The following is a 24,121-nucleotide window of genomic DNA, read 5'->3' as shown; positions in this document are numbered from 1 at the left end:
GACTGCTAAAAATCAAGTGGCATCGTATGTTGGTTATGCTGGTCTTGATCAGCGGCATCGTTGTTTACCTGTGACTCTTGTGCGATATCAACAAGTTCGGCGGCAAGTGTCTGCTCATCAATGGTACGCAGCGCATCAGCAATGACCGCTTTTGATATATTACTACGACCCAAATTGGAGAACATGGGCTGAATGTAATTGAGTACTTCCATCATTGCGCCAATACGATGTGGTCCTTCGGTGAGTAGATAATCGGTAATACGTTCATCAAACTGCCAACCACGTCTGCGCAATATCGACTGCAATAATGCTTCACGATCGGCAAAATCATGTCCTGTTGGTACTTTAAATGACGGCGCTTGCGCCAAACGGGTGAGCAAATCTCTCAACTGAAACGGCAGCTCGGATGCAGGTTTATTGGCGGCGAATAAAAGCTGACGCTGCCCTTCACGGCTGCGATTGATCAGATGAAATAAAGCTTCTTGCCATTGACTGTTTTGTTCAATGACTTCTAAATCATCAATCGCAATCAAAGAGAAGTTTTCTAAAGAGGACAAGACATTGACATCGGTATGAATCAGCTCATTTAACGACAGACAAATCGCCGACTTGTCCATCTCAATAAACGACTCACAAATAGCAGATAATAAGTGTGATTTACCAGTAGCAGGGCTGCCGAATAGGTACAGCTGACCTATCAGGCCAACATGTAGCTGCCGTACTGCATCGATAATAGACATCCAACCTGGACCGGCGAAGTCGCTGAGACTTGCATCATGCTTTATGTCCAGATTGAGACTTAGCTGTGCTTCTGCCATGAATCATCAACTCGGTTTGCGTAGCACAATCAATAAAAAAGGCTTAACGACTAATATGCTTATAAACTGGCTTTGATAAAACTTACTTTAACCAAAGCCAACCTAGTAACGGCTAATACCGTCAATACTGCGCCTATATATAACATATTTGCAAAATGACTGACAAGTCTTTTACCCATAACAGCTTATCAATCCACTTTTACTACATAGGAAAATAGCTGTGATAACCTTTATAGCCCAATTAACTTCTGTCAACGATACGCATAATGTTAGTGTTTTTTATCAAACAACGCCAATTGCTTGCGTCCTTTATAAAAATCAGTCGTTTGATAATGAGCGTATAAATGACGGAATAACACGTTAATGACAGCAGACACTGGCAGCGCAATCAGCATACCAACAAAACCGAGTAAACTTGCGCCTGCCAGCACCGCAAAAATAACCCATAACGGTGATAAACCAATTTTATCACCCAGTAGTAGAGGCTGCAAAATATAGCCTTCAGCGGCTTGCCCAACTAAAAACGCGCCAACAATTAATGATAAGTGAGTCCAGTCTAAGCCAAACTGAAATAGGCAAGCGATGATGGCGGCAATAAAGCCAATACCAAAACCCAAATAAGGCACAAAGCTTGCGATACCAGCAACCATACCAATAATGAGTCCAAGTTCAAGCCCAATAAGTTGTAACTGTACAGCGTAAATGGCACCCAATAACACCATTACCAATAGCTGACCTTTAATAAAAGCCATCAGCGCACGGTCACAATCTTGCGCAATTTCAATGACCTTTTTGCTATAAGCAGTAGGAATAGCCATTCTCCATGTCTGTAAGCGCTGATCCCAATTAAACAAAAAGTAAAAAGTTAAAATCGGTACCAATACTATCAGCCCAGCACTATTGATAAAGTTCATGCTAGATGCCAATATTTGGCTAATCATAGTACTGGCATCTTCAAATTTATAATTGGTCTGCATATATTCAACCAATGTTTCAGAGAAACCCTTAGACTCAAGCTCTGGCAGACGAATGCGGCTATTATTAACAAACCATTCACGCACCACTTCATTATACCAAGTTAACACCTTTGGCAAATATTCCCACGCCGCTTGTAGCTGATGCCACAATGTCGGTATCAACCACCACAGTAACAGCACCATGCCCAGCGTAATGGTCGAGTACACGATAATAATCGCAATCCAGCGTTTGATATATTTCGACAAGCGCTTGACCAAAGGATTAAACAGATACGCCAACACAAAAGCAAAGACAAACGGCACAATAACCGGCATCATTAAATACAATAAAATCATAGCCACAACAATAGCAACGACGATAAATAGGCGTCGAAAAAAGGGGTCTATTGGTTGGTTCATCATGAAAGCTAATCCTGCAAGTGGGCCGATTTAAAAGTGTGATTGAATTAAGGTTAATTATACGTTTTATTAAGCAAAAAGATGCTAATAGCAAACAGTTATTGATAATAAATTTAGTGTTTTATTATCGCAGAGTACAGTAAAAAAGCCGTCATTTTTTGTTTCCCAACTTTTATATTCTTTTTATTAGCCACTTTATAAAATATTAGCCAAATTCGGTCAAATATAGGTCAAATAAAAGCAAGTTGCTTTGCGAGTAAGGGTCATTTTTGGGTATAATGCGCGCATTATCTACAAAATCCACACGATCGACTCGCTTTGCTACTGACTAACCTTCATTCCCTATAAAATTTGTGAGATGACCATGAGTAATAAGCCTTCTTTAAGCTACAAAGATGCTGGCGTTGATATTGATGCTGGCGATGCGTTGGTTCAACGTATTAAATCCGTGGCAAAAGCCACCTCACGCCCTGAGGTTGTGGGCGGACTTGGCGGTTTTGGAGCGCTTTGTCGTATTCCGACTGGTTATACCTCACCTTTATTGGTTTCTGGTACTGACGGCGTGGGTACCAAGCTCAAACTGGCATTACAGCTGAATCGTCATGACACAATCGGTATCGACTTAGTCGCCATGTGTGTCAATGACTTATTGGTTTGTGGTGCTGAGCCATTGTTCTTTTTAGACTACTATGCAACGGGCAAGCTTGATGTCGATGTCGCGGCTACTGTCGTCACTGGTATTGGCGAAGGCTGTAAACTGTCAAATTGTGCGCTTATCGGCGGTGAGACCGCTGAGATGCCAGGCATGTATCAAGATGATGATTATGACTTGGCAGGCTTTTGTGTCGGCGTCGTTGAAGAAGCAGAAGTTATCACTGGTGAAAATGTCGCCGAAGGTGATGTGCTAATCGCCCTTGCTTCAAGTGGTGCGCATTCAAACGGTTATTCATTGGTACGTAAAGTTATCGAAGTCAGCGGTATTGATGTTACTACTAGCGACGAGCAATTAGATGGTCAGTCTATCCAAGACGCACTTATGGCACCGACACGTATCTATGTTAAAGCGATTAAAGCGCTACAAGATACGCTTGGTAGCTCAGCTCTACATGCCATGTCACACATTACTGGTGGCGGTTTAACGGATAACCTACCACGTGTACTACCCGATAACCTAGCCGCTAGCATTGACACGGCTAGCTGGCAGTTCTCAGAGCTATTCACTTGGCTACAAACCCAAGGCAATATCGAACAAAGCGAGATGTATCGTACTTTTAACTGCGGCGTTGGTTTTGTCATCGTGGTACCAAAAGATAAAGCTGAAGCGGCTATCAAAACTTTAAGCGATGCTGGTGAAAAAGCGTGGCAAATCGGTGAAATGGTTAGCCGTGAAGCGGATGCCGTGGTGTACCGTTAATGTCAGACGACAACCTAAAAAGTATTTCGAAAATATCAACTAAGCCGTTACGCATTGCTGTCTTGGTCTCTGGCAGTGGCAGCAACCTGCAAGTATTAATCGATGCCATGCAAGCAGGTGCGCTACCGATTGAGATTGTCGGCGTCATTAGCAACCGTGAAGATGCTTATGCCATCACACGGGCAAAGGACGCTGGTATTCCCGTAGCGGTGTTATCTCACGTTGCTAGCGGCAAACGCATGGGTATCAAAACTTTCGAGACTCATGCCAGCGCCCAGCTAACGGCATGGCAGCCTGACTTGATTGTCTTGGCTGGTTTTATGCGGGTATTAAGTGGCGCATTTATCGACAACACGCCAGCGCCGATGATCAATCTGCACCCTGCTCTATTGCCTGCTTACAAGGGTCTTGATACCCATCAGCGTGCGATACAAGCCGGTGAACGCCTTCATGGTAGTAGTATCCATGTGGTGACAGCAGAGCTTGATGCTGGTGCTGTGTTGACCCAAGCTCTGCTCCAAGTAAATCAAAAGGATACGGCTGAGAGCTTACAAGCACGCGTGCAAAAGCTTGAGCATCAATTACTACCTTGGACAATACTATTGATTGTTAAAGGTGTGATAACGCTTAGTAGTCAGGCAAGCAATCATCAGTCGGCTTACTTACCTACTCTACCTTTTAAGCTATTTTTCGAAAATTAGGGCTTAAAATATTTATAAAAAAGGCAGTATAAGTTATCACTTATACTGCCTTTTTCTTTTCTATAATAAATCACTCAAAATCATTATCAAAAAAGATGATTGATAATAGGGATTTCTTGAGGTGGATTCTCTTCATCATCGACGATTTGACGCGCTACGTGCATGATAAGTTGGCGCAACCAGCGATGCGCTGGATGATGCTGCAATAAAGGTGACCAAGCCATCGTTAGCTCAAACTCAGGGATAAAAAATGGTGGCTCGACCATCATAATACTATCGTTATTAGCCTGCATTTTTGCTACCCGAGTAGGCAATGTTGCTACCAAATCTTTATTTGCCGCAAGCATTGCTGGCATTTGATAGTGACGGGTAAAGACACTAATTTGACGCTTTTGTCCCAAACGTTGCAGGGCTTGATCAATAGACCCTAAGCCACCAGATTTCTCTGGATTAACACCAAACCCCACGCCCATACCCGTTTTAGAGACCCAAACGTGCTGCGCCTTAAGATAATTTTTAAGATTAAAGCGATGCGCATAAGGACTATCAGAGGATAGTAGGCAGCTAAAAGTATCGCGCCATACCAACACTTGATGGAAACTTTGCGGGATTTCATTAAAGCGATTAATAGCCAAATCTACCCGCCCTTGCTCCATATCGCGATATGAGACGTCCGATGGTGTCAAGAAATCCAAAATGACATTGGGTGCCTCTGAACGTAACGCTTTCACTAATTTTGGCACTAAAGTCGCCTCAGCATAATCTGAGGTCATAATACGAAAAACGCGTGAAGTGCTATAAGGACGAAACTCTGTACGCGGCTCAAGTACCTGCGTCAAATCAGCCAATATCTCACGAATACGAGGCTGTAATTCTAAAGCACGCTCAGTCGGCGTCATGCCTTCTGATGAGCGTACCAATAATGGATCATTAAAGAGCTTACGTAGGCGACGCAAAATATTACTCATCGCTGGCTGAGTGATGCCCAACTGCTCAGCAGCACGCGTGACATTTTTTTCACGAAGCAGCACATCTAAATGTACCAATAAATTTAAATCAACCCGCTGCAAATTCATATATATATTTCTCTTGGCTATAGAATAGATGGCTGTTAAAACCTGACTATTTTGTAAACTATTACGCTGTATATATCACATCAAACAATTTAATAAGACGAAGTAAGACTCTTTTTATATTCAATAATCATCTAGATTTAGATAGAAAAATTCAAAACCAACAGAAAACTACCGCCTCAAGCCCTTGTTTCTATTGTACTATAACTAAATAAAATACCCAAGATAATAATCATAAACTAGATAAATCAAGGTAACCTAGCTATAGTGGCTAGCAAGCGCTCAAGGAGCATTTAATGAACGTTAGACCGTTAACATGTGTTTTAACGGATAAGCTCATGACTATATTTTATCGTATTTCCATGCAGAAATACGAACATGAAATTTATTATATACCTTACGCAAACTTAATTTTATGCTCTGATTTGCTTTTGGGCTTGAATCAACCTCTCATATCGTTTAGGGTAATGAGCACTTTGATAATCAAATAAGTCTTATAAAATAACCATTTACTTCTGTAATACCAGTCCAAAAAATAAGCTAAACAATAAAAGCTGACCAAATCGACAGGTTTTTATTGCTTTTATGACGATTTTCTTATAGTTTAGTAGAGATTGCTCACGCAAGAAGCTTATGTTTCAGATTTTTGCTTCTGCCAGCATCTTTATATATATACGGAAGTTATCTAAATTATTTTAATTTACTAATTTATTCACCACCAATGGAGCAGTCTAGATGTCAACTTATACATCAGCAATTGATTTAATACGTGAACTAAAGCAAAAGCATGGCAATTGGCAGAATATCAGCGAGACCGATGCCGCACGTATGATGGTGCAAAATCGCTTCAAAACTGGCTTAGATATTGCAAAATATACTGCAGATATCATGCGTAAAGATATGGAAGAGTACGATAACGATACGTCTCAGTACACCCAGTCTTTAGGTGCTTGGCATGGTTTTATCGCTCAACAGACCATGTATGCTAACAAAAAATACTTCAACACCACCTCTAAAAAATACATCTACCTATCAGGTTGGATGGTTGCAGCCCTACGTTCAGAGTTTGGTCCTTTACCTGACCAATCTATGCACGAAAAAACGTCAGTGCCAAAGCTAGTTGAAGAAATCTATACTTTCTTACGCCAAGCGGATGCTAAAGTACTAAACGATTACTTCCGTGAGCTAAATGCTGCTGAAGAAGCTGGTAAAGACACCAAAGAAATTCAAGAAAAAATCGAAAACTTTGAGTCGCATGTTGTGCCAATCATTGCTGATATCGATGCCGGTTTCGGTAACGAAGAAGCGACTTACATCTTGGCTAAGAAAATTATCGAAGCGGGTGCTTGTGCACTACAAATCGAAAACCAAGTATCTGACGCTAAGCAATGTGGTCACCAAGCGGGTAAAGTTACCGTTCCGCATGAAGACTATATCGCAAAAATCAATGCCCTTCGCTATGCATTCTTAGAGCTAGGTGTTGAAAACGGTATCATCGTTGCTCGTACTGACTCTGAAGGCGCATCGCTCACTCAGAAAATCCCAGTATCAAATGAGCCAGGCGATTTAGCTTCTAAATATATCGATTTCATCGAAATGGAAGAAGTAACGCTTGAGAATGCTAAAGAAAACGATAGCTTATTGAAGCATGACGGTAAATTGGTTCGTCCAGTACGCCTAGCAAACGGTCTATATCAGTTCCGTGAAGAAACTAACATTGACCGTGTTGTTCTTGACTGTGTAACCGCTCTAGAAAACGGCGCGGATCTACTATGGATCGAAACACCGACTCCAGACGTAGAACACATCAAAATGATGGTAGATCGTATTAAAGAGCAACAGCCAAAAGCGAAATTGGTCTATAACAATAGCCCATCGTTCAACTGGACGCTGAACTTCCGTAAGCAAGTAATTGCTGCATGGGAAAAAGAAGGTAAAGACATCTCAGCTTACAATAAAGATGACTTAATGAGCGGCGATTACGACGATACAGAATTGAATACCGCTGCTGATGAGCTTGCTAAGAACTTCCAAAAAGATGCGGCTCGTGAAGCAGGTGTATTCCATCACTTAATCACCCTACCTACTTATCACACTGCTGCACTAGAAGTTCATAACCTTTCTAAAGGTTACTTCGGTGAAGATGGTATGCTTGCTTATGTTGCTGGCGTACAACGTAAAGAAATCCGTGAAGGCATCGCTTGTGTTAAGCATCAAGCCATGGCTGGTTCTGACATCGGTGATGATCACAAAGAAATCTTCTCAGGTGACAACGCGCTAAAAGCTGGCGGTGGCAAAAATACAATGGATCAGTTCAAATAAGAACTCATTTATAAGCACATTGTAGAAGTAGAATAAAAAGCCGCCTTACATCATGTAAGGCGGCTTTTTTCTGGGTGTTCATTAGGGATTATTTAAGTTATAAGCTTATACTTTAGTAAGATCACCTATCATCGATGCTGTCAGTGCTATTATTGCTATCGACGCTGTCAATATTATCAGCATCATTTACCCGATTTTTCTTTAACTCTGATGAGTATTTGCGTGCAGAGTTTTTATCCATTAACTCACGCTTCAGATTTATTAGCTGTCTATCATGTTTGAATAATTTACGATAAAGAGCTTTTATCACTCTATAAATTAAATACAAAGCACCGCCAATTGCTACTAACCACCATATTTTTATTAAGCCAAGTACAAACCATCTAAGCATCTCCCAGCCAAATTTAAACGCTTGCTGTACTTGTGCGCCAAAACTTGGACTCTCGGCATCCATTAATACTTCTAGATTTTGGGTGATTTCTTTATAACTGATATCCGGCTGCATGAAGGTCAAACGGATGGTACTGTATTTGACTTTATCAGCGATAGCCATTTGCTCAAGCTTAGCCAGCTCTTGCTGACGACGCGCATCATAAGTGGCGCTGATAGCATCGATATTACTGCCTTGGTCTTTATCATTCTTACTATCTAGTCGCTCTTGGCTAAGCTCAGCTGCCATATCGCTACCCAGCTGACTTGCCAGCTTTTCACGATAAATATCTAAAGTAACGTCCTCAGCCGTAAATTCCTGCTCATTTAAAAAAGCCACTTGTGGTTGTAATTGCGCCAAAAACTTATTGACGTTGACACGCGGTACCCGAACCGTCATGTCAGCTTGGCGAGTATAAGTGGTGATTGTAATATTTTTATCATCTTGTACAAAAGTACGGCTATCATTTGGCTGGTTGCTAATATTACTGAGCGCCACATAACCGCCCTGTTGCTGCGTCAAGTTCTCAATGGCAGCGCTACTTTTAACGACGTCTTTAACCTTAAAATTTGCACTCGCTGTTATCAGTAGCTCCTTGCCAGCGATTTGAATATCCGCTACTTGACTGCCAAGTGTCTGCTCACTGTCACCTGATAAATTATCAACCTTTAAATCATTAGTAGCAGGCTTAACATTTGCTGTGATATCAGCTGTATCAGATGAAGGTTCTGACATAATGCCAGTCATCTCACTATTAGCAGCCTCCTCCGTTCCCGACTGAACCGACTCCATATCAGCACTGCTCTCCGCATATTCAGAAGAGTTACTACAACCGCCTATCAACAGCAGCGAGCCTAATATAGTCGGCAGCACTACTGGTAGCACCAAGGCTTTAAAACTCACTACTTTGTAAGAGTAACTGGCTTCAGGCTCATCTTGCTTATATAGCTTCATTATTTTACTCTCCAACTATTTGCGATATAGCAGCTGTGGATTTTATGGTTTGAGCAATCGTTTATATTCTACTTTTGTTTGATAAATAATTCTAATTATAGTTGTTACTTATTTAAAGTATATCTTTAATATTAGGTCATTCACTTATAAAAAAATTTTTACTTGTTATTCACCGATAGCTTTCATACGATGGTAATCATTGAACATTTATTAAAATAATCGGGAGCCATCATGCAAGAGATAGAGCTGAAATTTTTGGTACCAGAGTCGCGGTTGAAAGGATTAATGCGCCAAGCTCAAGTCAAATCATCACAAGTGACTCAACTGGCAGCGCACTATTATGATACCCCTGATCAGCAGCTTGCACAGGCTGGTATTGGTCTGCGTATTCGTCAAGAAGGTAATGCTTGGGTACAAACTATTAAAGCTGGTGGCGATGGCATAGCAGCGCGCCTAGAGCACAATGCCACATTAGATAATGAGCAAGTACAAGCCATGCTCGACAATAACGAGCTGATGCCTGATTTAAGCATTTATAAAGACACTGCTATTGCCTCAGCATTGGCAGATTTTAAACTAAAAAAATTGGCTAAAAAACTGACACGCTTATATGTAACCGATGTAGAACGTACTACCCGCTTATTAATAGAAGATATGAACGATGAAGTCGTTAACAGTGTTGAGGTGGCGTATGATTATGGAAAAATAATCCATGGTACCGATGACACTCAAAGAGATGCCATTCAAGAGATTGAATTTGAGCTGATATCTGGCGATGTAGATTTTTTATTTGCGACTGCAAAGAGTTGGTGTCAGCGTCATAAACTATGTCTCTCTACCGTCACCAAAGCCGAACGTGGTGGTTTACTTATCAAGGGGCAAGAGTATAGCCTAGCCACTGCGGCTGACTTAAGCGCGCTTAATATCGATAATAAAATCAGTATGCCTACCTTTTTACGTACAGTCGTGCATAACTGCCTATTGCAAATACTGCCAAACAGTAGCGCCATCGTCGCCGGTAGTCAAGATAATGAACATCTTTTACAGCTATCTATTGGTATAGAGCGCCTGCATACTGCGCTACAAGCCTTTAATAACTTCTCAGATGAAACTAATCCTGAGTGGTTAGTTATATTGCAACAAACTGCTATCTCACTCGCTGAGTATCATCAGTTTGCTTATCTTAGTGCTCATGTTGAGCCGATGTTACAACAGCATGGTGCACCCATGGTTGATTGGACAGCTGATATTGATGCTCTCAAAATCACACCAACGGCTGCCATCAGTGCCAATGACTTTCAAATCATGTTGCTTGAGCTCATTGCCTTTACGATGAGTGACCCTAGTTTTGAACCCCAAGCTGATAAACTGGCTATCAATAAGCTAGAAAAAATACTTGCCAAATACCATGAGAAATTACTCAAGGCTGAGCAAGATTTAGAGGATAGCTATGGTGAGTCAGACATCGAGCTAGAGAATGAAGTATTTATAGAAGCACTGCACAAGCTGCATAGTCATCTAAAAGACTTACGTTATATCAGTGAGGTAGCAGCACCTTTATACGGCAAAAAGAAAACAAAGCGTTGGCTAAAACGTATCATAAAAGCACAAAAAGCACTGGGTAAGCAGCTAGATATGACTAATTATCAGCAGCATTATCAAAGTAAGACCAGCTCTAACTCTGCTGCTTTATATGCTGCAGGCTGGTTAAATGCTGCTTTGATACCGATAGAAAAAGCCACAGAAAAACGTTTGGATAAGTTTTATGCTTGCCCAGTGTTTTGGTGATTGAGTATATTGTCATTTGATAGCCATCAATATTAAAGAAAAAAGACAGCTCACTTGATAAAGGCTGTCTTTTTTCTCTGGCTTTTAGCGAAACTATCTTGTTAAAAAGCAGACTAGCTAAAACTAGTTTGATTTAGCCACATTTTTATTCAGCAATAATAGTGATCATCGTTCCTTCATTAACCTGCTCAAATAATTCAACAATATCCTGATTGCGCATACGCACGCAGCCATGCGAGAGTGGTATACCCATAGGTTCACTATCAGGCGTTCCATGTATGTAGATATAGCGTTGATAAGTATCACAGCCGCCTTGACTATTACTGCCTTTATTCACCCCTTCTTCAAGACCACTTAGCCACAGAATACGGCTTAGTATCCAATCGCGCTCAGGGTTTAATAGACCAAGTTCAGCATCATAGATTTCCCCAGTCGGCACGCGTCCGATAAATACCGCATAACTTGGCGCATCTGCACCGATTTTTTCTGCAATCACATGCTGACCAAGCGGCGTACAACCACTGTCTTGCTGACTACCTATACCATTTTTAGCTGTTGATACGGAATAGTGAGCAATAGCGTTTTGCTGATTATAAACGGTCAAAGTCTGCTGAGCGATATTAATGGTTAACTGTAGCGCTGTTGGTTGATTAATTGTCATAGGAGTTGTCCAGCTATTCTATCGATGATTATGATTAGTATATTAAAATGAGTTGGATTTTCTATTATTAAGGGATTGTATCAAGGCATTTGGCACCGTAATATAGAGCCTCACTTTTTGATGCTAGCAGATTATGACGACTATTTCACCGACACGTGTGTCGATGTATGATTTTCTATATCAAGATACCAAGCCAATGGTGTCGTTATTAGCAGATGCAGCAACACTGTCACTGCCTCAAGCACGTCTAGCAATGGACGCTAGTTTACAGGCCATCATCAGCGCCCTTCTCGCTTATCAGCAGCAGCGTCAAGGACAAGTGCTTAGCAAAAAACTGTTTGGGCGCAGTGCCGTCAAAGAGATGCGCCAGTACAATTCTATGAATTTTGCCACGCTAAAGGCAACGTTATACCATCGCAATGATGCCGCCGATGCGATATTTTATGACAATGCACGTGTGAATAAAGCCAGCAAATATATCGCAGCTCAAATTGACGCGACAGTGCCACAAGTTCAAATTCTACTCAGCTCTTTATGTGTGATAGTGCTACGCGAGCTGGCTATTTTAATCGAATATAGCCAGCTTGATCACGATGAAATAAATGAATGGTTTGCTCTACAGCCACAATTTTTGTCCAAAGCGCGTTTTGCAGTCCCTGTTTTAAAGTCAGCTATTAACGAATCGGTAGACAATATTGATGAGACGCGAACTGCGTTATCAACAGACCAGAGGTTGAAACTAGATTCAACAGATAACGAAGAGCGTCATTTATTAAGCACTGAGCAGTTAACAGATACGCCGCCAGTTTTTGATTCTTACTGGTACGAGCTGACATCATTTAAACCGCAACAACTTGCGCCAGTACAAGATGGGCAGCTAGCAACAGGTAACTACTTAAAAGCCATTGGACGTTCATCGAACAACATCCAGCAAGGTAAGCATAATGATTTATTAGTCTTTGCACCAATGACAGCTATTGGCTTACCGCATCAACGTTGGTTGCTCCAACTTGCCAAAATTTCAGAGATATATTTGCAGCGTAATCGCCTGCGTATTACTTCTGAACCTATCAATCCGCCAAAGCCACCTTTGGTCAGCTTAGGCTTACTCAGTGGCAATAGCAATCATGAAAACACACCAACTACTCTCAGTGAAAAGCCTATCGAATACGAAGCATCGACGCCTCTATGGAAAAACCCAGTTATTTTGCTGATTATTCTCGTTATTGGCGGTCTTGGGATATTGGCAACCATCAAGTATCAAACGCAAAAATCTAACGGCATTGTACTTGCTAACGGTGAAGCATTAGCGCAAGCCGCTGAAACTGAGGAGCGAGCGCAGCAAGATGTGGCTATCGTCATGGTAGATGAGGATATTGCTAATGACGATACATCTGATGCGAATACGAAATCAAAAGCTAAATAAAAAAGAGTCATACTTAAAAGTAGTTTAATAAAAACTATCGACAATAAAAAAGAGCCGCTATTTATATAGCGCCTCTTTTTATCAGTTATTTAAGAAGATGATTATTTTAAAAATAGTCTTTTGCTAAAAATACCTATTTAGATAAATCGCGACCACGGCTGGCTTCAATCGCCAAACGTAAACCATTTAGACGGATGAAACCTTCTGCGTCTTTTTGATCATAAGCGCCAGCATCATCTTCAAAAGTAGCAATTTTTTCATCGAATAATGAATCGTCTGACTTACGACCAACGACGCTTACTGCACCTTTGTATAGTTTGATACGTACAGTGCCATTAACATACTCTTGCGACTTATCAATCAACGCCTGAAGCATCATACGCTCAGGACTGAACCAATAGCCGTTATAAATAATCTTAGCATAACGTGGCATCAGCTCATCTTTCAAATGTGCCGCTTCACGGTCAAGCGTCAATGATTCAATACCGCGATGCGCTTTTAGCATAATGGTGCCCGCTGGCGTCTCGTAGCATCCACGCGACTTCATACCGACGTAACGGTTTTCAACGATATCTAAACGTCCGATACCATGCTTGCCGCCAATTTCATTAAGCTTAATCATTACTTCAAAAGGTTTCAGCGCCTCACCATCGATGGCAACGATATCACCTTTTTCATACTCTAGCTCCATATACTGTGCTTCGTCAGGTGCTTCTTCTGGGCTGACTGACCAGCGCCACATGTCATCTTCTGCTTCAGCATACGGATCTTCTAAGATGCCGCCTTCATAAGAGATATGTAGTAAGTTAGCGTCCATTGAATACGGAGATTTTTTCTTATTACCCGCATAATCGATAGCGATATTATGTTCTTTAGCATATTCCATCAAGCTTTCACGGCTCGATAAATCCCACTCACGCCAAGGCGCGATAGTGACGACATCAGGAGATAAGGCAACAGCACCAAGCTCAAAACGTACTTGGTCATTACCTTTACCAGTTGCGCCATGACTGATCGCATCAGCGTTATGCTCTTTAGCGATTTCAACTAAACGCTTAGCGATTAATGGACGGGCAATAGAAGTGCCAAGCAGATACTCGCCTTCATAGATGGCATTAGCACGGAACATTGGGAACACATAGTCACGAGCAAACTCTTCACGCAAGTCTTCGATATGAATATGTTTGATACCCATGGCTTCAGCTTTGGCACGCGCAGGCTCAACTTCTTCACCTTGACCGATGTCCGCAGTGAAAGTAATCACTTCTGCATCATAGGTTTCTTGTAGCCATCGAGCGATGATTGAGGTGTCAAGACCCCCTGAATATGCCAATACGATTTTATTAATATTTTTTGGATCAAGCTGAGCCATGAAACACTCCTAGTATGGGGATTTTAATGATAGATAAATCGACTATATCATGAGGAAAATAGATTGCTCACTCAGTGTACATCATATTTGGTATTGGCAAAAGTAGCACTGCCATTAGGTATAGGGTTTTCATCTGAATTTAGCAGTTATTGAATTAATAATTCTTTCTATGAAAATACTGTCAGCATGGCATCACACTTTTGTAGCTGGTTAAATCACCTACAATTTATCTAGGCAGTTTAGCCAGCTACATATTTAGTCAAGTCAGCAAATCTGTTATGATAGCAGCACAGCAAAACTCCTTTTTTACTCCCAGATATGACGATATAGAGCGCAATGATACTATGACTGATTCAATTAAAGAATTGACCATCCTGCAACCCGATGATTGGCACATTCATTTGCGTGATGATAAGGCATTAGCAACCACAGTTCCTCATGCAGCAGAAAGCTTTAATCGCGTTATCTGTATGCCAAATCTTGTACCACCCGTCAAAAACGTTGAAGATGCTCGCGCTTACCGTAGCCGTATCATGCAGCATCTAGAAGCTAGTAATGTGAGCGCTGAACGTAAAGCCGCATTTGATCCTCGCATGACGCTGTATCTTACCGATCATACTACTGCACAAGATATCGAGTTGGCAGCAAAATCTGGCATCGTACAAGCGGTTAAGCTTTATCCTGCGGGAGCGACCACCAATTCTGCTGATGGCGTCACCGATATCAATGCCTGCGTCGATGTCTTTGAAGCCCTTGAAAAATATAATCTACCACTGTTATTGCATGGCGAAGTTACTCACGACCACGTCGATATTTTTGATCGTGAAAAGCGCTTTTTGGACGAAGTGATGGTACAAATCATCGCCAAGTTCCCAACCATGAAAATTGTGATGGAGCATATCACTACCAGTGATGCCGCGGACTTTGTATTATCACAAGGCAACCAAATTGCTGCTACCATTACCCCGCAGCATTTAATGTTTAACCGCAACCATTTATTGCTTGGCGGCATCAAACCGCATTTTTATTGCTTGCCTATTTTAAAACGTCAAAGCCATCAAAAAGTATTGCTGGATGTGGCCACCAGCGGCAATCCAAAATTCTTTTTGGGCACCGATTCTGCGCCGCATGCAACTGATAAAAAAGAAGCAGCTTGTGGCTGTGCGGGCTGCTATAGCTCAGCGACTGCATTACCACTCTACGCGACAGCATTTGATAGTGTTAGTAAAATCGATAAATTAGAAGGGTTCACCAGTCGTTTTGGTGCACAGTTCTATGGCTTACCTGTCAATGAGAACACTGTCACCCTTGTCAATGCGCCAATGCAAATACCAGCTTCTTATCCTTACTTTGACGGTAGCACACTAACCCCACTGATGGCAGGCGAGACCTTACCTTGGTCCATCAAAGAATAATTTTAATGCTTTTAAATTAAAAAATTTTTTATAAAGTAAAATATCTGTATTTTATCCTATGATAGCGATACCACCTTTGAATCAAAAAGGAGGTGTAAAAGTCATAGGATATTTGTTTTTTTATTCCAATATATTTTATTCCAATATAATAGCCCGACTGATAAAAGCGATTTAACCTGATATGACCATTCAAAACGATACGACTTTACCTAAAACTGATGTAGTCGCTACTACAGATGCGACCACAGAAACGCTAGAACCTATGAAACTAAAAGAACGTTTTCGTAAATTCCTGCCAGTGGTGGTCGATGTCGAAACGGCAGGATTTAACGCCCAAACTGATGCTTTACTAGAAATTGCCTGTATTCCTGTGCTACTAAATGAGCAGGGTATCTTCTATCCTGGTGAAGCATTTAACGCTCATATCGAACCTTTTGAAGGGGCAAATCTTGAGCCAAGTGCGCTCGCCTTTACTGGTATCGATCCCAACAATCCGCTTCGTAAAGCCATTGCTGAAGATGAAAAAACAGCGCTACGTCGTATTTTTAAAGGCTTAAAAGAAGTACGCCGTACTGAAGACTGCCGTCAATGTGTATTAATCGGACATAATGCCCATTTTGATTTGGCATTTTTAAATGCTGCGGTATTACGTACCAATAATAAGAGCCACAATCCTTTTCATAACTTTTCAGTCTTTGATACGGTAACTTTATCAGCGCTAGCGTTTGGTCAAACAGTATTAGCACGCGCCTGTAAAGCGGCAGGGCTTGATTTTGATGGTAATGATGCCCACTCAGCACTATACGATACGCAAAAAACTGCTGAGCTATTTTGTTATATCTTAAATAATTATCCTATGCTTGCTAATGCTATGCATAGCGAGCCTGAGGCTACCGACGAAGTTGTTACAGAGAAGTAATAATTCTTTGATTACAGATTATATATTGTGCGCCATATCTAATAGTGGTATTTGTAAGGTCTACTAACTTTAACCTTGCGATTTAAAAGTATAATTTAACCTCTTGGCAGTGTTTTATTTAAAAAATAGGTTAAGTTATAGATGGTTTGAGTTACCTGCTCTGCTTTAATCCTCTGCTATAGACGGTTGAAGCTTAATAAAAGGGACTTTATCATGGAACCACAAGTTAAATTATGGGCAACCATTATCGGTTATATGCTACTCGCTTTAACCATTAGTACTTGTACTTCGTTATGGATTCGCTATCATTTAAAGCGTAATGACTTACATCCAAGTCGTGCACTGAAAAAAAGATACTTAATTTTAAAAAGACGCAGAAAAAGGCTTGACAGTAAGCGCCGCGCACATTAAAATACGCACCACTTCAGCATAAAGGTGAAAGCAGCTGAAGCGTTGTACTAGTCCCCATCGTCTAGAGGCCTAGGACACCGCCCTTTCACGGCGGTAACGGGGGTTCGAATCCCCCTGGGGACGCCACTATTTGGCGTCACTTGTTAGCAAATATGCTACTAAGCATTAGATAAGACTAATAAGCGTACCATCAAAAAGCCCAATCATAATATATTATGATTGGGCTTTTTTTATGTGTATTAGTTTTACTTTTTAAAATTAATTATGACTATTGTGCCTGATGCGCAAAACCCAATAATGATTTAATAGCAGCTTATAAAAACGAAAAAGCCAGCATCGTATGCTGACTTTTTGAATGAATATTTAAGTATCTAGAAAATTTTATCAGATAAAAGTAACCATAGTAAAGCTAAAACAATCAATCCACCCAATACCGTTTGGATTAAGAAGAAGGCTTGATGCTGCCCTACTACTTTACCCAATGTCAGACCTAAGGTGTTATATTTGATAGGTTGAGAGTCAGTATCCATAGTAGTCTCCTGCGCTTCATAGTAGCCTTGTAGAATATCTAAAAATCCCTGCCAATCGCCTGCCTGCCAGTTATCTGGTCTAAAAGGCATAAAGGCTTTTAGTTTAGGCTCATTCATCATCCAGCGCTCAAGGGTGATCGAACGTAATGACCATCCTTCAAAGCGGCGCTCATCAATAGCTGAAAAATCTAATATTTTGATATCTTTGTGACGGTCATCTATCAACAAGCGGTTTTTTAGATTGGTCAACGCTTGCTCAGTACCCTCTATATATTGAAAAAAGTAACCATTGCCATAGCAAAGTATACCCGTAACATTATCAATTTTATTCAACTTATTCGACACTTCTGCGATGTCGTTAAGCGTACTAGCGTTGGTCAGACCAGTAGAAGTAATGTGGCTCAGATATACAAACTGGCAGAGATCTGGCGTTACTGGATTTGTCGAATCAGTTATTGGTGACAATCAGCTTCTCCCTATATTTAGGTAAATGTAGCTAAGACAACCATACTCATTTTGAAAAAACATAGAAGCAAGACGGTTCCAAACAACAAATCGGCTCGGTATATTATTGATTTTATAAATGTTTATATTAATTGTATTAAGTTGGTTACATCATAGGTTGTTTTCGTCATCAAAGCAATATATCTTTATCTTGGATAACAAATTTTCAATATCCAACAATATTTTAGAAATATTTGACTGATAGTAGTAAGAATTAAGATTTTATAGAGAAAAATCAACGCCTATTTAATTAGAAAAAATAATCTAATATTCCTAGAAAAACTAGGCTATCTATACTTAGATACGACTAAATGACGTTAGCAGAGACTGCAATATATAAGCCTTTATTGTTTTTGCAGATGATTATAAACCCTGTGTGAGATTTTTTTCTCATCACAAAGCATCATATTAGAGCGTTATAGAGCACTTATAAATGTCGGGAGAATTGAGCATTAAGGATGGCGGTCAGTAACATCGCATCATCAGGATAAGTAAGTTTTATATTTTGACGACTGCCCGCTACCAATCGAATCGGTAATTCTAAGTATTCAAAGGCGCTGGCTTCATCAGTAATAACAAGATTATGCTCAGCAACATAGGTCAGTACATTTTTTAATTGCCCAAGCCTAAATACTTGCGGGGTCTGCGCTTGCCATATATCACTACGGTCGATTGTTTTTTGTGCATAAGCATGAAGTACATTACCGCTACTTCGAGAGTTTCTAGGCTCAATCTGCATATTTAGATGGTTGTTATTTTGAAGTACTTGATTAGGCAGTGCTGTCTTTGCTATATACGATTGCTTTAGTGTATCAGCGACGGGTGTCGCTAAGATAGCACCGTAAGGTTCTTGCATAGCTGCTTGAATCACTGCATCAATATCATGAACAGGTACAGCAGGACGCGCTGCATCATGAATAACTACCAAATCAGACTCATCTGCACCGGCATTGATAATAGCATCAACGCCAGCTTTTACCGACTGCCAACGCTCAGCACCGCCGATTGTATAATGTATAGGAAGCGAGAAATTGAGCGTGTTAGCAGTATTATCATCTGCTGCTATAACCAATAGACACTTATCGATATAAATGCTATCAGCCAGACGTGCCACACTGTGCTGTAATAAGGTTTGATCTTGAAGTATTGTATATTGCTTAGCAATAGATGCCCCAAAGCGACTACCGCGACCAGCAGCGACAATCATTGCATGGATATGAGGTTTATTATTCATAAGGCAGGATTCAGAATTCGGAATTTATAGTGTAGTACGTATGGTTGATATCCATGACAGTATTGCGAGGGAAATGAATAATAAGAGAAGTAATATATTTGATATGAATCATGTTCGTATTATCAATAATAAAAGACGATTATTTTAGAAAAATAAGAATCATTAATAACGGCTGTGCGTCGTTGGCGCGGTTGAAACTTGTACAAAGGTCTCATTTGGCTTAATTAGACCTAAGTCCAAACGAGCATGCTCTTCTACTGCTTCCAGACCCGTCTTTAGATCATGTACATCGGTACGTAATAAGTTATTTGCTGCGACTTGGTTATCATTTAAGCGCTGTTGCTCTTCAACTTCGGTCAGAAGCTTATTGTGCTCAACGTGCCCGTTTTCACCCAGCCAGTACTGATATTGCAGTCCTGACAGTACGGCAACGGCTAAAGCAAGAAGTATAAATTGGCTAAAGTATTTCATAAAATGATAACGCCAAACAATAGAGAAATAATGTGATAAAACTGCTAACAACCGTTAGACGATATAATAAACGATATATCGTCTAACGGTTGTTAGATACCTAGCTTATTAACCACGCAGTCCGATAAACTCTTCGCGACCACGATAGCTTGCACGTACTTGCTGCTCAATACGAAGCAATTGGTTATACTTTGCAACGCGATCTGAGCGACATAGTGAGCCAGTTTTAATTTGACCAGCAGCTGTACCAACCGCTAAATCAGCAATGGTGCTGTCTTCGGTTTCGCCTGAACGATGAGAAATAATCGTGGCGTAGCCATTTTTCTTCGCCAGATAAATCGCATCTAGCGTTTCTGATAAAGTACCGATTTGGTTAAACTTAATCAAAATTGCATTGGCAATATGCTTATCAATCCCTTCTTGCAAGATAGCAGGATTAGTCACAAACAAATCATCACCGACCAATTGGACTTTATCACCGATTTGCTCAGTTAAATACTTCCAACCATCCCAATCTGACTCATCAAGACCGTCTTCGATAGAGATAATAGGATATTGACGTGCAAGACCTACTAGATAGTCTGAGAAGCCTTGGCTATCAAAAGCTTTATTGCCTTCGCCTGCCAAGATATATTTACCATCTTTGTAAAACTCAGTAGCAGCGCAATCTAAGGCTAGGTGAATGTCTTCGCCTGCTTTGTAACCGACTTGCTCAATCGCTTGCATAATAACGGTAATAGCTTCTTCATTACTACGCAAATTTGGCGCAAAGCCGCCTTCATCACCTACCGAAGTACTTAAACCTTGAGACTTCAGTACTGACTTTAAGCTGTGGAAAATCTCAGTACCAGCGCGCAAGGCTTCTGAGAAGCTGGTAAAACCAACCGGCTCAATCATAAACTCTTGGATATCAACGGTGTTATCCGCATGCTCGCCACCATTTAAGATGTTCATCATTGGCACAGGCATGGTCAATGACGTCTGGTTGCGCAAATCAGCGATATACTGGTGTAATGGCAGATTTTTTGACTTAGCGGCTGCTTTGGCAACGGCAAGTGAAACGGCAAGTATGGCATTAGCGCCAAGATTGTCTTTGTTTTCTGTACCGTCTAACGCAATCATTGCGTCATCAATGCCTTGCTGTTCGGTAACGTCTTTATCCATTAAAGCACTACGGATTTGGCTATTAACATTGGCAACTGCTTTTCTAACGCCTTTGCCCATATAGCGATCTTTGTCACCATCACGAATCTCAACGGCTTCGCGCGAACCGGTTGATGCGCCACTGGGTACTGCAGCGCGTCCGATAGTGCCATCTGCTAAGATAACATCGGCTTCAATCGTTGGGTTGCCGCGCGAGTCTAAAATTTCACGAGCACGGATGTCTTTAATTGCGGTGACGTTGTTGGTTTCTTCAGCGTACATAATGTCTGTTAATTCCTTTGGTCATGCCAAGTTTATGGGATAAATAACGGCAACTAGAATACAAAAAAGGTAAAACAAAATATCGTATAGCAGTACATCAAAAGCAGATTCAATAATGGATATCACGGACTAATTTTAACCACGATTAAAGCATTATCGAACTCTTTAGCCGTTAACTATAGTGCTTGGCATCATAGCATAAATTTCGCCAAACTGCCCTTATCTTACATCGAATAGCGCTCGTAAAATAGCTCATCGATAGTCAAATGGGCAGTCATCGATTTAGCTCAGTATCCATTCAATAGCTATGCTACCAAGCCAGTACCTATGCTATCAAACACCACATAGCTGTTATGTTTCTATTACACGTTCCGCTTTAAGATGAGAGGCTGACACCGTATTATCAAGCTCAACCTTGGTCTTAAAACGGGTTAAGCGCAGTGCGTTCATCAATACTGAAATAGAGCTGAGCGCCATCGCAGCGGCAGCAATCATAGGGTTTAAAAAACCAAAAGCGGCGAGCGGAATACCTAGGCAATTATAAATAAAAGCAAAGAAAAGGTTTTGCTTAATATTGCGCACGGTCGCATTGGCAATTTTTTGTGCCGCATCGATATGCATCAGCGACTCACCCATCAATCGTGCAGAGGCACTATGCTGAGCAACGTCAGTACCTTCAAACATGGCAAAACTGGCATCGGCAGTTGCCATCGCTGGCGCATCATTGACACCATCCCCTGCCATAGCTACTTTATGACCCGCTGTTTGCAGTAGAGCAATTTGGCTTGCCTTGTCACGTGGACTCATTTTGCCATAAGCTTGCTCGATGCCCAGCTGCCCTGCGACATGATCGACGACAGATTGTTTGTCACCACTCATCAAAATGACATTAATACCCGCATCTTGGAGCGCAGTAATAGCCTGCGGTGTATCTGCTTTTAAGTCATCTGCTAACGCAAAAGCACCTAATGCTTCATCGTTAATACTTATCGCAACCGTACTAGCAATTTGCCATACTTTTGGCATCAACTTAGGCAAATTCAAGTTTGCAAACTCTGCAGTACCAACCTTTATTAGTCCTAGCCCTTCTATCGTTGCTTGAATACCTGCGCCTTTAATCACGCTAATATCAGACACATTAAATAGAGCTAAACCGCGCGCTGCTGCTGCATTGACCAAAGCAGTTGCGAGCGGGTGGCTGGCATGGGCTTCAACACTGGCTGCTATCTGCAAAACATCATCAACCACTATTGATTTATCGACCATCACTTCATCGACGATAGTCGGTCTACCAATCGTTAATGTGCCTGTCTTATCTAAAACGACAGTGTCGATATTACCTGCAGCCTCTAAGCTTTGCGCATCTTTAAACCAAACACCGTGACGCGCTGCAACGCCCATACCTGCCATAATAGCGGCTGGCGTCGCTAAGCCAAGCGCACACGGACAAGCAATGACCAAGACAGATACTGCATGCATCAAGGCCGTATCAACCATGCCCGTCAGCCACCATGTTAGCGCAAAAGTAACCAAAGCAATCGTCACCACGACTGGCACAAAAATAGCGGTAACTTTATCAGCAAGCCGCGCCAAATTAGCCTTTGAGCCTTGGGCGTCGCTGAGCGCTTGTACCATATCTCCTAGCTTAGTATCGCTGCCTTTGGCCTTTACACGGTATAGTAAGCTACCATTTTCAACCAAAGCACCCGCTAATAATCCATCGCCTACTTCTTTTTTGAGCGGTACGGATTCACCGGTTAAATGACTCTCTACACACCAGCTTGCACCATCGGTAACGATTCCATCAGTCGCAACACGGCTGCCTTGCTTAGCGCGCAAGATATCACCTACTTGCACCTCTTTAAGCGCAACATTATGAAAGTCACCATTTGGCTGCTGCTGCTCAACTTCATCTGGTGTCAATGATAATAATAAATCAATACTATTTAAACTGTGCTTTTTGGTACGCTCTTCAAGATATTTTCCCGTACGCACAAAAGCAATAACCATCACACCTGCTTCAAAATATACTGCAGGACCATTATGAACGCCGTGACCATCCGCATGACCACTTTGCAATAAGCTATTTAACGTCCCATCGCCATGCGTCAGCCATAGATAAGTAGAATATGCCCAAATAGTCACCGTACCAATGACGACCAGTACGTCCATATTAGCCAGACCGCCTTTAATAGATGCCCAAGCGCTCTTATAAAACGGCAATGCAAAACCAAATTGGACAACCGTCGCTAGGATAAACTGTATCCAAATCGGTGGCATCCACGTCATACCCTGACCGACAACCATGCCTGCCATACCTACCAAAAACGGTAGCAAAAAAATCCATAATCCAATCAAGCGCCATGGATACTGGGTGCTTGTATGCTCATCCGTCTGCTCAAACAAACTATCAGCTGCCTGTAAGTTAGCAACAAAACCTGTTTTGTTGACCCATTCCGTTACTTGCTCTGGTGTCGTCTGTGTCGGATCATAATCGACATTGGCGGTCTCGCCTGCAAAGTTCACACTGACCTCATATACCGACGGCTTTTTATTCAGTACCTTCTCAATTCGAGACGCACAAGCCTGACAGGTCATACCCTGAATGGCTAATTGCAAATGCGCGAGCTCAGGAGCAAGCGGCGTATTCGATTGAATATTAGTCTCAACCTCATAGGCATTTTGATTGTGATTGATGGTATCAGTATGGGTAGAATCATTCATAGATAAAACTCGATATTGCATTTATAAAAAATATAGGATGTGAAAAAAAGCTGGATAAAAAGGGAAAGTATTTACTGCTATTTTATTCTTCAATGATAAGCTTATTTATTATACTTAAAAATATATTGATAACGAATACTAATTATATATAGT

The 24,121-nt window shown here is 41.3% G+C and carries 19 protein-coding genes and 1 tRNA gene; 9 read left to right on the top strand and 11 right to left on the bottom strand.

Annotated elements, in window-relative coordinates:
* Positions 1-5: 5 nt before the first annotated feature.
* Together hda and ACMHKH_RS00850 are read right to left on the bottom strand one after the other, a co-directional pair.
* Positions 6-818 (bottom strand): DnaA regulatory inactivator Hda, encoded by an 813-nt coding sequence (gene hda / locus ACMHKH_RS00855; protein ID WP_413518791.1) that lies wholly within the window; start codon positions 816-818, stop codon positions 6-8.
* Positions 819-1,087: 269 nt separating this feature from the next.
* Positions 1,088-2,197, bottom strand: coding sequence for an AI-2E family transporter (locus ACMHKH_RS00850; RefSeq protein WP_413518790.1), 1,110 nt, complete (start codon positions 2,195-2,197; stop codon positions 1,088-1,090).
* A 361-nt stretch (positions 2,198-2,558) separates the two neighbouring features.
* Here ACMHKH_RS00850 and purM point away from each other — a divergent pair, with 361 nt between their 5' ends.
* Entirely contained in the window at positions 2,559-3,608 is a 1,050-nt protein-coding gene (purM, locus tag ACMHKH_RS00845) for a phosphoribosylformylglycinamidine cyclo-ligase (RefSeq protein ID WP_413518789.1), read from the top strand.
* On the top strand, positions 3,608-4,309 hold the full coding sequence (gene purN, locus ACMHKH_RS00840) for a phosphoribosylglycinamide formyltransferase (RefSeq protein ID WP_413518788.1): 702 nt from the start codon (positions 3,608-3,610) through the stop codon (positions 4,307-4,309). The genes purM and purN overlap by 1 nt, the downstream gene beginning before the upstream one ends.
* An 86-nt stretch (positions 4,310-4,395) precedes the next feature.
* On the opposite strand, the gene ACMHKH_RS00835 is transcribed toward purN, so the two are convergent.
* Positions 4,396-5,385, bottom strand: coding sequence for a LysR family transcriptional regulator (locus ACMHKH_RS00835; RefSeq protein WP_079692346.1), 990 nt, complete (start codon positions 5,383-5,385; stop codon positions 4,396-4,398).
* 732 nt (positions 5,386-6,117) lie between these two features.
* Between ACMHKH_RS00835 and ACMHKH_RS00830 the strand changes: the two genes are divergently transcribed.
* Positions 6,118-7,704, top strand: a complete 1,587-nt coding sequence (locus ACMHKH_RS00830; RefSeq protein WP_413518787.1) for an isocitrate lyase — start codon at positions 6,118-6,120, stop codon at positions 7,702-7,704.
* Between the two features lie 121 nt (positions 7,705-7,825).
* Here the strand turns inward: ACMHKH_RS00830 and ACMHKH_RS00825 are convergent, their stop codons facing one another.
* On the bottom strand, positions 7,826-9,088 hold the full coding sequence (locus ACMHKH_RS00825) for a DUF4349 domain-containing protein (RefSeq protein WP_413518786.1): 1,263 nt from the start codon (positions 9,086-9,088) through the stop codon (positions 7,826-7,828).
* Positions 9,089-9,319: 231 nt separating this feature from the next.
* Between ACMHKH_RS00825 and ACMHKH_RS00820 the strand changes: the two genes are divergently transcribed.
* The gene (locus ACMHKH_RS00820) at positions 9,320-10,876 is read left to right on the top strand and encodes a CYTH domain-containing protein (protein WP_413518785.1); all 1,557 of its coding nucleotides are present in this window, start codon (positions 9,320-9,322) and stop codon (positions 10,874-10,876) included.
* A 145-nt stretch (positions 10,877-11,021) separates the two neighbouring features.
* Here the strand turns inward: ACMHKH_RS00820 and ACMHKH_RS00815 are convergent, their stop codons facing one another.
* The gene (locus tag ACMHKH_RS00815; RefSeq protein WP_413518784.1) at positions 11,022-11,537 is read right to left on the bottom strand and encodes a L,D-transpeptidase family protein; all 516 of its coding nucleotides are present in this window, start codon (positions 11,535-11,537) and stop codon (positions 11,022-11,024) included.
* 133 nt (positions 11,538-11,670) lie between these two features.
* Between ACMHKH_RS00815 and ACMHKH_RS00810 the strand changes: the two genes are divergently transcribed.
* Entirely contained in the window at positions 11,671-12,963 is a 1,293-nt protein-coding gene (locus ACMHKH_RS00810; protein WP_413518783.1) for a hypothetical protein, read from the top strand.
* Between the two features lie 133 nt (positions 12,964-13,096).
* Here ACMHKH_RS00810 and ACMHKH_RS00805 read toward each other — a convergent pair whose 3' ends face one another.
* The gene (locus ACMHKH_RS00805) at positions 13,097-14,335 is read right to left on the bottom strand and encodes an argininosuccinate synthase (protein ID WP_413518782.1); all 1,239 of its coding nucleotides are present in this window, start codon (positions 14,333-14,335) and stop codon (positions 13,097-13,099) included.
* Positions 14,336-14,679: 344 nt separating this feature from the next.
* Between ACMHKH_RS00805 and pyrC the strand changes: the two genes are divergently transcribed.
* The 4 genes from pyrC to ACMHKH_RS00785 all read left to right on the top strand — a co-directional run bounded on the left by pyrC (position 14,680) and on the right by ACMHKH_RS00785 (position 17,206).
* Entirely contained in the window at positions 14,680-15,750 is a 1,071-nt protein-coding gene (gene pyrC / locus ACMHKH_RS00800) for a dihydroorotase (RefSeq protein WP_413518781.1), read from the top strand.
* Positions 15,751-15,931: 181 nt separating this feature from the next.
* Positions 15,932-16,669: a ribonuclease T gene (gene rnt / locus ACMHKH_RS00795; protein WP_413518780.1), complete on the top strand. Its 738-nt coding sequence runs from the start codon at positions 15,932-15,934 to the stop codon at positions 16,667-16,669.
* 213 nt (positions 16,670-16,882) lie between these two features.
* Positions 16,883-17,080 carry a hypothetical protein gene (locus ACMHKH_RS00790; RefSeq protein ID WP_413518779.1) on the top strand — a complete coding sequence of 66 codons (198 nt, stop codon included), beginning with the start codon at positions 16,883-16,885 and terminating at the stop codon, positions 17,078-17,080.
* 50 nt (positions 17,081-17,130) lie between these two features.
* Positions 17,131-17,206: transfer RNA gene (locus ACMHKH_RS00785), tRNA-Glu, on the top strand.
* 245 nt (positions 17,207-17,451) lie between these two features.
* Here ACMHKH_RS00785 and ACMHKH_RS00780 read toward each other — a convergent pair.
* From ACMHKH_RS00780 to ACMHKH_RS00760, 5 genes are all read right to left on the bottom strand, one after another.
* Positions 17,452-18,075 (bottom strand): BLUF domain-containing protein, encoded by a 624-nt coding sequence (locus ACMHKH_RS00780; protein WP_413518778.1) that lies wholly within the window; start codon positions 18,073-18,075, stop codon positions 17,452-17,454.
* Between the two features lie 466 nt (positions 18,076-18,541).
* Positions 18,542-19,348, bottom strand: a complete 807-nt coding sequence (locus ACMHKH_RS00775) for an IspD/TarI family cytidylyltransferase (RefSeq protein ID WP_413518777.1) — start codon at positions 19,346-19,348, stop codon at positions 18,542-18,544.
* Between the two features lie 162 nt (positions 19,349-19,510).
* Positions 19,511-19,819 carry an FtsB family cell division protein gene (locus tag ACMHKH_RS00770; RefSeq protein ID WP_413518776.1) on the bottom strand — a complete coding sequence of 103 codons (309 nt, stop codon included), beginning with the start codon at positions 19,817-19,819 and terminating at the stop codon, positions 19,511-19,513.
* A 108-nt stretch (positions 19,820-19,927) separates the two neighbouring features.
* Positions 19,928-21,244, bottom strand: a complete 1,317-nt coding sequence (eno, locus tag ACMHKH_RS00765) for a phosphopyruvate hydratase (RefSeq protein WP_413518775.1) — start codon at positions 21,242-21,244, stop codon at positions 19,928-19,930.
* A gap of 351 nt (positions 21,245-21,595) precedes the next feature.
* Positions 21,596-23,968 carry a heavy metal translocating P-type ATPase gene (locus tag ACMHKH_RS00760; protein ID WP_413518774.1) on the bottom strand — a complete coding sequence of 791 codons (2,373 nt, stop codon included), beginning with the start codon at positions 23,966-23,968 and terminating at the stop codon, positions 21,596-21,598.
* Positions 23,969-24,121 lie beyond the last annotated feature (153 nt).

Origin of the sequence: Psychrobacter glacincola (assembly GCF_965118485.1) — a bacterium.
GTDB classification, from domain to species: domain Bacteria; phylum Pseudomonadota; class Gammaproteobacteria; order Pseudomonadales; family Moraxellaceae; genus Psychrobacter; species Psychrobacter glacincola_D.
This window is presented reverse-complemented; position numbering and strand designations above follow the sequence as displayed.